The sequence below is a fragment of the Candidatus Acetatifactor stercoripullorum genome, from assembly GCF_944382095.1.
Lineage (GTDB): Bacteria > Bacillota > Clostridia > Lachnospirales > Lachnospiraceae > Acetatifactor > Acetatifactor stercoripullorum.
Genome location: NZ_CALWMU010000014.1, coordinates 55,594 through 65,480, shown reverse-complemented (window position 1 = coordinate 65,480; position 9,887 = coordinate 55,594). Strand labels below are relative to the sequence as shown.

Annotated in this window: 8 protein-coding genes and 1 pseudogene; all 9 read right to left on the bottom strand. The window is 50.4% G+C overall.

Annotated elements, in window-relative coordinates; genetic code table 11:
• Window positions 1-104: 104 nt before the first annotated feature.
• Entirely contained in the window at window positions 105-1,220 is a 1,116-nt protein-coding gene (locus SHK35_RS06060) for a D-TA family PLP-dependent enzyme (RefSeq protein ID WP_318709080.1), read from the bottom strand.
• Window positions 1,221-1,251: 31 nt separating this feature from the next.
• Window positions 1,252-1,479: pseudogene (locus SHK35_RS06055) on the bottom strand (RidA family protein); the annotation flags it as partial.
• Between the two features lie 14 nt (window positions 1,480-1,493).
• Window positions 1,494-3,101, bottom strand: a complete 1,608-nt coding sequence (locus SHK35_RS06050) for an N-acyl-D-amino-acid deacylase family protein (protein ID WP_318709079.1) — start codon at window positions 3,099-3,101, stop codon at window positions 1,494-1,496.
• Window positions 3,064-3,309, bottom strand: coding sequence for a hypothetical protein (locus tag SHK35_RS06045; RefSeq protein ID WP_318709078.1), 246 nt, complete (start codon window positions 3,307-3,309; stop codon window positions 3,064-3,066). Before SHK35_RS06045 ends, SHK35_RS06050 begins: the two co-directional genes overlap by 38 nt.
• A 379-nt stretch (window positions 3,310-3,688) precedes the next feature.
• Entirely contained in the window at window positions 3,689-4,324 is a 636-nt protein-coding gene (locus SHK35_RS06040) for a DUF4340 domain-containing protein (protein WP_318709077.1), read from the bottom strand.
• Window positions 4,324-6,435, bottom strand: coding sequence for a Gldg family protein (locus SHK35_RS06035; protein ID WP_318709076.1), 2,112 nt, complete (start codon window positions 6,433-6,435; stop codon window positions 4,324-4,326). Before SHK35_RS06035 ends, SHK35_RS06040 begins: the two co-directional genes overlap by 1 nt.
• 1 nt (window position 6,436) lies before the next feature.
• The gene (locus SHK35_RS06030) at window positions 6,437-7,513 is read right to left on the bottom strand and encodes an ABC transporter ATP-binding protein (protein WP_318709075.1); all 1,077 of its coding nucleotides are present in this window, start codon (window positions 7,511-7,513) and stop codon (window positions 6,437-6,439) included.
• Between the two features lie 24 nt (window positions 7,514-7,537).
• The gene (locus SHK35_RS06025; RefSeq protein ID WP_318709074.1) at window positions 7,538-8,464 is read right to left on the bottom strand and encodes a hypothetical protein; all 927 of its coding nucleotides are present in this window, start codon (window positions 8,462-8,464) and stop codon (window positions 7,538-7,540) included.
• Between the two features lie 18 nt (window positions 8,465-8,482).
• Window positions 8,483-9,877, bottom strand: a complete 1,395-nt coding sequence (locus SHK35_RS06020; protein ID WP_318709073.1) for an MFS transporter — start codon at window positions 9,875-9,877, stop codon at window positions 8,483-8,485.
• Window positions 9,878-9,887: the final 10 nt, after the last annotated feature.

The following is a 9,887-nucleotide window of genomic DNA, read 5'->3' as shown; positions in this document are numbered from 1 at the left end:
TCTCTCAAAAATCGGCAGATTGGCACTTTAGGAGGACATATCTATCTTTTCACTGCAGTTTGCGGAAACTCAAGAAAATTTTGCGGCAATTAATTCCGCCGCCCTCAATAGGTAATCCTGCGTTTTGCCGCCGTCACCTCCCACCATTCCCTGATCCGTCCTCCCTCCACAGCCAAAACAGAAGCATAAAGGGCCGTTGTAGGGCAGATGTGCACCGGAAGGGCAAAGAGCACACTGCCGATCTCAGGAATGTCCTTTCTATGCTCTTTGGGCACTTTTAAAACCCAGTGCTCCTCATTGTGCATCACCGTCTGGGCATATTCCATGCCCACGATCTGCGCCCTGGGAATGGGCGGGTCACAGGCCACAGCCTTGGTTCCCAGATCCAGCGTAAAGGTATCCTCCGAAGGTCTGCTGATCACACGGGTAAGAAGGGCTGCCGCCGGCACAAAGGGCAGATCTGCATATGCGTCCCGGTAGCCTATATCCTGAATCACACAGGTTCCCGGGCTCAAATAGGCATCTGTAAGATGCTCGTGACAGGGAAAAGAAGGCGTTCCACCCATAATCGTCACACCACAGTCCATACCCTGTGCTGTCAGCTCCTTTTGCAGCGCATTGATCTGCGCATCCCAGGGGGCGGCCGCAGCCATTCTCTCCTCTAATCCATGCTCATGGCGGTGGCCGTCGTAGCAGTGAAAGCCGCACATGCGGATGCCCTCAAAGGCATTCCATTTACGGTAAAGAGCCGCTGCCTTCTCCAGGGCCACTCCTGTCCGATGCTGTCCCATGTCCACATCCATCAAAAGCCTCACCGTCATATGATTTTTCCATGCAAGGCTGCCGAGCCTCTCTACCTGCTCCGAATCATCCCCCATGGCATAGAGGGACACTTCCGGATAATCCCGGCAGATATGAAGAAAGCGTTCCATGTTTGGCCCTATGAGAGGGTATGCCATAAGGGCGGCCTCCGCACCGGCTCTGACTGTCATTTCCAGCTCTGCAATGGTAGCGCATTTAAAGCGTTTGATTCCCGCCGCAAGAAGCATTTCCACAACCTTTTCCATCTTATAGGTCTTGACATGGGGCCAGAGCCGGTCTGCTCCCCCCGCCAGCTTTTTCATAAGGTCGATATTCTGTGCAATGATCTCTGGATAGTAAATCAGCTGGGGAGAACAAATCTCATCCTGCCCCGCAAAGCAATAAGGATTTTCAGTCATCATATTCCACCAGCATTTCAATTTCAACAGGTAGCAGGTTTAACATACAGTTATAGGCCGCCTGCTGCCCCTGTTCCAGAGTCAGATCCCTTCCCACCTTTCCAAGCAGGTGTTTTCCGTCCCCGATATCGTTTCCACAGCCTGAGCAGTATAAGAGATGGTCGCCAAATTCCATTACCGGCGTATAGACGCCGCCCTTTGGCGGGGGCACCGGAAGCGTGATCCCCATTTCCTTCATTTTTTCATACACATCTGCCATTTTCCTTTCCTCCTTCATCGCCTTACACGCAGATTCTTTCCGCTTCTGCTTCCCGTAAGCGCATCCTGCTTTACCGCAATTTCTCCATTTACAATACAATAATTCAATCCCTGTGCATAGACAGCCGGCTCCGCATAGGTAGCCCGATCCTTAAACTGTAGGGGATCAAAGACCAGAACGTCCGCCGCGGCGCCTACAAGCAGCCTTCCCCTGTCCTTAAGTCCCATTCTGTCCGCAGGCTGGCTGGTCATTTTTCGAAGGGCTTCCTCCAGAGTCAAGATTTTTCTCTCCCCCACATACTCCCGGAGCACCTTGGGAAAAGCGCCGTACATGCGGGGATGTGGCGTATCCGTATCCGCATAAATGGCATCGGAGATAATGTTGGAATAAGGGAGGCGCGCCACCGTATCTATATCGTCCTGACACATGGACATGTTAATGATCGCCGTCTTTCCCTTCTCAGAGTGCATCAGGTGGGCAGCCAGCGCCTCCGCGTCCGCAAATCCGTATTCCCTGGCTGCATCCGTCATCAGCTTTCCTCTGAATTTTTCATTTTCAGGAAGAGTCGTGCCGCTGATGAGAATGCGGTTCCAGCCCAAAGTCACACAGAAATTATCCCAGTCCGGATAAAGCACTCTGCTGGCTTTCCGAAACTCCTCCACTCCCTCCCTTGTGCCAAGCCGCTCCAGGGCATCCTCCAGATTTCCCCTGACAAAGACAGGTGGAAGCATGGTGGTGAGCGCCGTGCTGCCTCCGTCATAGGGATAAAAATCGCAGGTCACATCCATGCCTTGGTTTCTGGCCTTCTCTATTTCCGCAATGGCGCGGTGGATGTCCTTCCTCCAGTTGCTTACTCCACAGCTCTTGAAATGGCTGATTTCAAGGGCGCAGCCCACACGGCGGGCAATCTCGATCACCTCCCGCACGCTTTCCACCATACTGTCCCCTTCTCCCCGGATATGGGTTGTAATCACCCGGCCATAACGCCCCACAGGCTCTAAAATAGAGACAAACTCCTCCGTGGAGGAATAGCATTCCGGGAGGTACATAATCCCCAGGGAAATGCCGGGGGCTCCCTGGGAAAGCGCATCCTCCACCAGCGCCCTGGCGGCTTCCAGCTCGTCTTTTGTATAAGGGGTGTCGGAAAAGCCCTTCACACAGATTTTTACAGTGCCGGTTCCTGCCATGGCTGAAATATTAAGAGGCAGCTCCTCCTCATCCAGCCGCTGCATATACTCTCCGAAGGTCACCGGGCCATCCAGTCCCACAGGCCCCATAACAGGCTCCTCAAAGGCATAATATTGGGCCGCCTTCTCTTCCTCCCGGGGCCTGGGCGTCAGGCTGATGCCGCAGTTGCCGCAGATTGCTGTGGTGATTCCCTGGCGCAGCTCCGTCTGCCCAAAGGCTTTGTCAAACAGCACCTTTGCGTCATGATGCCTGTGAATATCCACAAACCCGGGGCATACAATTTTTCCCCGGGCATCGATGACTACATCTGCTTCTTCCCCAGCGCAGTCTCCGATTTTTACAATTTTATCCTCCTGCAGCACAACATCCGCATTTCTGCCCGGATTCCCCAGCCCGTCAAAAAGAAGGCCCCCCTGGATTTTTATTCTGCTCAAACAGCTTCATCCTCTCTTTTGTTTTTTTATCACTCCTGCCGCAGATGCCGTAAAAAACACGGGCTGCTGCCAGGCCGCCGGTAAACACAGGCGGGTCGAAAAGCAATACCGCCATGGCTGCGCCGCTTAAAATCGCAATCACATTCCCCGCCATGTTTCCCACACTGATGTTTCCCACACTGATGTCCCCCACAAAAAACAATACCATACCGCACATCATCTCAAGAATAAAGGCCACATCTCTTTTCGGCGTTTTCTTGTGGAAAAAATTTTTTGAACGTATAAATACACAAAAATGGCACCTTTTCCGATATAATTAATATACAAACAAACCACAGAAAGAAGGTGCCATTAATGAAAAAAAATTAAAGTTAAAAAAACTCTTTATCTATGCTAAAAGTGTATATCATATCCCACGAAAAATCAAGGAGTTAATCTTCTTATGCCAGTATTCGTATTTCTTCTGCTTTAGTACGAAAGCTTCCATACTGTTTTTCCGCACCGGAAAGTATGCAGAACCGCCAGTTCCGGAAAATGCCGGTTCTGGCGGTTCTTGGTTATTGACTTTTACAGCCCTCTAAAATTTGCTATTCTTCCAGTTCAGCCGCAGTTTCCTGGGTTTCTGCGGCCGTTTCCGTCTCAGCCACAGTCTCCTCGGTTTCTGACGTCTCTGTCGCCGTCTCCGTGCTCTCTTCCTCTTCCACCAGTTCCTCCAGCGTTCTGTTAAAGCGGTTTACCGTCAGCGCCGGAACCACATACACCGTGGTCTCCGACGGCCTGCACAGATAGTAAACGCTGGACACGTCGTTGAAGTCTCCCACGTAGAAAATATAGCTTTCCGAAACCGTCTCAAAGGATATGGTGCGGGCAGGCTGTGCCAGTCCATACTGTGACATATCTGTCACATTTTCAATGACCTGCTCGGCAATAAACGGCGCCACATCTGTAATCATGGAGTTTACGCTGGTCTGCACCAGATTCAGGGAGTGATCCTCCGCCGCATACCAGGTATCCTCCTCCTTTTCAAAGGTGTAGGTCACATCCTCATAATCGTAGGAAAATCTTACGATATCCTCCACAGCGATATCCACTACAGTGATTCCTGTTTCCTCCTGGGGCTCTTCGCTCTGCATCTGATTGTACTGTCTGATCCCCAAAAAGCCTGCTGCCAGGACCACCAGAATTGCCAAAAGCACAAGCATCTGTATTTTTTGTTTCTTCATCAGCGTTTTCTCCTTCTAAACCAGATTACAAAGCCTGCTGCCAGACAGCCTACGGGAAGCACAATGGTAGTCACCAGTCCGATTAACACTGCGTCGGACTGATTCACCGTCAGATAAGATACCTGATAGCTCTTCACAGGAATGGAAACGCTTACCTCATGATCCACAAAGCCGCCCACTGTGTTTACAAACATCATCTGATTGGCTCCACTGACCATAACATTTGCGTCATCGGTAAACAGCTGGTCACAGCTGTATACCGCCATGGTTGCTTCCCCCTCCTCCAGGGCTTTAACGGCTTCCACGCCTACGCCGAAGGGTCCGTCGATATCTCCTTCACTCTTTTCAAAGTTTTCCATATTTGTGATATCCACCTTGGAATAAGCGCTTTCAGAGGTGGACAGGAAGGTGGTATAGGTCATGCCCTCCGCTTCCTCATCTGCAATGAGGATTCCCTGGGAATAGGGAGCAAAAATGTAGTAGTTTCCGTAAATTCCGGAGGTATAAGTATCTGCGCTCACATCAGGCAGCAGATAATAAGGGCTTCTGTAATAATAATTCTGATCCTGTTCCACTACCAGGCCATCCGCAATGCTCATTCCCATGTATTTCAAAAGAGCGTCTCTGTTTGGCATTTCACTTCCCGTATAGCCTGTGATGAGGATAACCTTTCCTCCGCTTTCCAGATAGCTGGTCACCTTATCGGCATCGTCAGCGGAAAGATCGCTCTGGGGCCCGTTTATAATCAGGCAGGCCGTATCCTCGGGCACTGTGTCATAATCCATCAGATTGATGGTCTCATATTCCACATTTTCCTTGGTAAGGGCGTCGGTAAAGCTGCTGCTTAAACTATATTCCCCATGTCCTTCCGTCAGATATACCTTGGGCAGGTCATCAGAAAGCACGTAGTCTAAAGCGCTGGTGATCTGTCCCTCTCCGTCATACCCTGTTGTGGTGCTGGTATAGGTGGAATAGTCAAAGCTGCTTTCATAAATATCGCTGTAATCGATGACCCTGTTTCTCTTGTCGCTGACCACAATCAGACTGTTAATGGAAATCGTGCTGTCCGTATACTGGGTGTGGAATCTGGGATTCACGGTAGGATCCACGTACTCCACCGTAATATGGTCGGAAAGATCGTCATACCGCTGCAGCGTCTGCCCCAGGGTGGTGTCTTGATTGTCCTCATTTACGATCACGTAAATGGTCACGTCCTCCTGCATATTGTTTACAAATTCCTTTGTCTGGTCTGTCAGGGAATACAGCTTTTCACTTGTCAGGTCAATGGCCGTCCAGGAGGAAGGCATCTCCCCGATCACAAGATTGGCCGCTGCCACAACAGCGATAGCAAGGGCAATCATTCCTGTACTGTATGCGCTGAAGCTTAAATTTTTTACAGATACGCTGTAGCGTCTCTTTTGAATGGACTGCACGGTGAGAAACAGCACCAGCGCCGTCAGGGACACAAAGTAGACAATGGAACCTATATTCAGCGTTCCCTCCAAAAGATTGGCAAAGGGAGTGTACATATCAAAGCAGCCAAGCAGTCTGGTAAGGAGGTTTCCTGTGGAAGAAATAATGCTGCAGATAGAGGGCATCATATATCCCAGAAACAGCACTGCAAAGCTCAAAACTGCCGCAATCACCTGACTTTCCGTCAAGGATGAAATAAACACGCCCACGGCGATGGAAGCTGTTCCAAACAGGAAAAATGCCAAAATGGAAAGGTAGGCCTCTCCCATAGGCACACTTCCAAAGTTTGCCATGATCAGAGGATACACACAGGCAATCAGCGTAGGAATCAAAAAGATTGTGACCAGGGCCAGAAATTTGCCCATGACGACGGCGCCCACGGACACCGGCGCCGTGAGAATCAGCTGATCCGTTTTGCTTCTCTTTTCCTCCGCCAAAATACGCATAGTCAGAATAGGCACACTGAGCATAAAAAGGAAGATCACGCTGGATACGGAATAAGCAAAATAGGGATAGCCGTTTAAAAGGTTATAAACTGTAAAATACAGTCCCAGGAAAAACAGGGTGACCGCGATAAACAGCAGACCGATAAAGGATCGGAAATAGGATTTTAATTCTCTTTTATAAATCGCAAGCATATTATTTCCCCTCCTTCTGTGCTTCGGACGCAGAGTCTGCTTCTTCTGCCTGGTTCTCTTTTATATCCTCTTTTGGTTCCTCTTTTTTGCGCTTCGGGCGTCCTTTTCCCGCAAACAGACGCTTTTTTGCCGGCTCCGAGGCCTTCGCATCCTCCGTCAGCTCCAGGAAAATGTCCTCCAGCGACTTCTCAAGGTGGGTCATTTCCATAATGGGAAGTCTGGCGTCCGCCAGGGCATAAAATACTTCCTCTCTGATATCCGTATTTTCCTTGGAAACGATTTTTATTCTTACGCAGCCGTCCTTCTGTGCTTCCAGCTGTTCCATATGGTCTACATTTGCAACCCGGGCCAAAGCTTCCTGCAGCCGCTTCTCATCTCCCTTTACTGTAAGCTTAAGCTCCATAGCCCCGCTCATAAGCCGCTGCAGCCCCTCCGGCGAATCGCTGGCCACCAGCTTGCCGTGGGCTATGATCATGATATGGTCGCATACGGCGCTGACCTCGGACAAGATGTGAGAGCTTAAAATAATGGTATGGTTTTCCCCAAGCCTGCGGATCAAATCCCGGATCTCTATGATCTGTTTGGGGTCCAGTCCCACCGTGGGCTCATCCAGAATAATAACCTCGGGATACCCTAAAATTGCCTGGGCAAGCCCCACCCTCTGACGGTAGCCCTTGGAAAGGTTCTTAATCAGACGGTTTTTCATGTCCGTAATCTGGGTCATTTCCATGACCTCACCGATCTGCTTTGCCCGCTCCTTTTTGGGAACCTTCTTCAGCTCCGCCGCAAAGGCCAGATACTCCTGCACTGTCATTTCCGTGTAAAGAGGCGGCAGCTCCGGCAGATACCCGATATTTCTCTTGGCCGCCTCCGGTTCCTTCTGAATATCCCTGCCATCTATGGTCACAGTGCCCTCCGTAGCCGCCAGATAACCCGTAAGAATATTCATTGTGGTGGTCTTTCCGGCGCCGTTGGGCCCAAGAAAACCGTAAATCTGCCCCTTTTCTACCCGAAAAGATAGGTGATCTACGGCTATATGATCGCCATATTTTTTTGTAAGATTTGATACTTCAATCATTTTCTGCCTCCCGGATGTACTTTTTCATGAAGAACATTCTAGGGGGTAATTGTCATGGAAAAGTGAAGCCTGTGTGAAAGTTTTGTGAACTGCCAGGGACATGGTACATTCCCCGGCCTCGGCGGTGAGGCATAAAAATAATTTGGAAAAAGGAATTTCCCGGAAGATAAATTCCCCCTGGCCGGACTGGAATTCAAAGAGCACTCCATCCACATACAAGGCTGCCTTCTTCTGGCTGCTGTAAACCGTAATGGAAAAATTGCCGTCCTTTTCCCGCCTGAGACTGTCCAGACTGATGTATACAAAGGGTTCTGTGCTCCAGCGGGCCTTATAGCGGTAAAAAAGCGATGTTGGAATGCCTCCCTGCAAAAGCAGATGGGCCTTTGCTTCCTCTCCTTTTCCAAGCACCCACACCACAAGTCCCAGCTCTTCGCAAAGCCCATAAAAGAAGGCTGGCTGCTTCCCCGGGCTTTCAATGCTTACCGTATTGGCCCCCATCTGTACAAAAAGAGACAGCTCTTTTTGCGCCTCCTCTCTTAAGCAGGCTGCCTCATACCGCACCGTCTTACGGCAAAAAGGCTCCCCGTTGAGATACCAGCCTTTTCCCAAAACCTCCCGAAAACTTCGAATGGGAAACCAAAAGGAAATTTTGTCCAGTACACCCCTTTCCCCAGGTCCCACCAGAAAGATTTCCGCCCGGTAAAGATACGCATCCTCCGGTCCCCGCCATAAATGAGGATGCAGCAGCAGGGTTCGAAGCAGCTCTTCCTCCCCCACACACTGCCTTCCCTCCAACACCAGCATATCCTTTTTGTCATAAACCAGAATCCTGAAAAACGCTCCCGGCTCTTCCTCTGTCACATAAAGCTTCCACTCCAATATAGCCTTTCCCGGCTCCAGGGTACAATAAACCTCTGCGCCTGCTCCAGGCGCTTTTTTGTCAAAACCCATTTTCTTTTTCCTGCTTTCTTACAAGGATTCCCTGTTTCTCTTCTCCCGCAAGGCGGCGGCGTTTTCCTCCACCTCTTTTTTCCCAAGAGGATACCAAAACTGCATGATCAGAAAAATCAGAAGATAGCAGATTCCCGGTATCAGGGTTGCCACCGAATAGATTCTGTCTGAAACCTCCGCAGTCTGGGCCGGAGCCTCGGACACATAGCCGATGGCCGTCAGGGCAAAGCCGCCCACACCGCCCGCCAGAGCCTGCCCCAGCTTCCTTGCAAAGGAGTACACCGCATACACAGTGCCGTCCTCCCGCTTTCCGGTGGCTACCTCCTGATAATCAATGATATCTGTGATAAAAGCCCAGGTGATCATGTTAAACAGTCCCGTACCCAGCATTCCGAAAAATACCAGCAGGGTAAATACCGGGATGCTCCTGATGCGCAAAAAGAAAATCAACAGATAAACGATGCCCGCCAGGAGCATGCCAAAGGCTCCTGCCTCCTTTTTCCCGTAATTTGTGGTAATTTTGGAGATAAAGGGGGCAAGCAGAAGCATTCCTCCGATGCTGACCAGATTCAGCACGGACACTGCCCTGGCGTTTTTGAAATAGTCCAAAAACAGATAATTGTTCATGGTCTGTGCCAGTAAAGTGGCAAGCAAAAGAATCAACGCGGAGCATACCACCGCCAAAAGGGGCCGGTTTTTTGCCAGACTTTTCAAGAGGGCTCCTATTCCCTCTTTTTTCTCTTCCTTCTTTTTGGCAAAGGTCACCCTCTCCCTGCACAGCATGTAGCAGAGCACATAACAGATCACGGAAAGCACTCCGAATACCACCGCAGTGAGAGTAAACCTCACGGGAATCACAATCTGGTTTCCTGCATCATCCGTCTCATAGATAAACAAAGGAACCAGCACCCCGATGACAAGGCTGGCAAGGCTGGCTCCCAGACTGCGGTAGGTGGAAAGAGAGGCTCTCTCCCCCGCATCCGCGCTGATCACTGAGGCCATGGAGCCGTAAGGTATATTGATGGCGGTATAGCAGAAGCTGCTCCACAAAAGATAAGTGATTACCACATATGTCATTTTTGCGCCGTAGGGCCAATCCCGGACCACATACACATACATAATGGTGCTGGCCACGGCTACGGGAACGCACATTCTCCGGATCCAGGGGCGGAACCGCCCGTCCTTTGCCGGTTCCATGGTATCCACAATCCGTCCCATGGTCACATCCGTGAAGGCGTCCACCACCCTGGCAGCCAAAAACAAAAGTCCCACCGCAAAGCCGCTCAGTCCCAGCACCTTGGTATAAAATACCATGAGATAGCTGCTGGCAAAGATAAAGCTGAAGTCGTTTCCAAAATCGCCGAAAAGATAGCCCAATTTATCCCGAAGTCCGAAAGGACGCTTGTTTTCCATGATTTCCTCC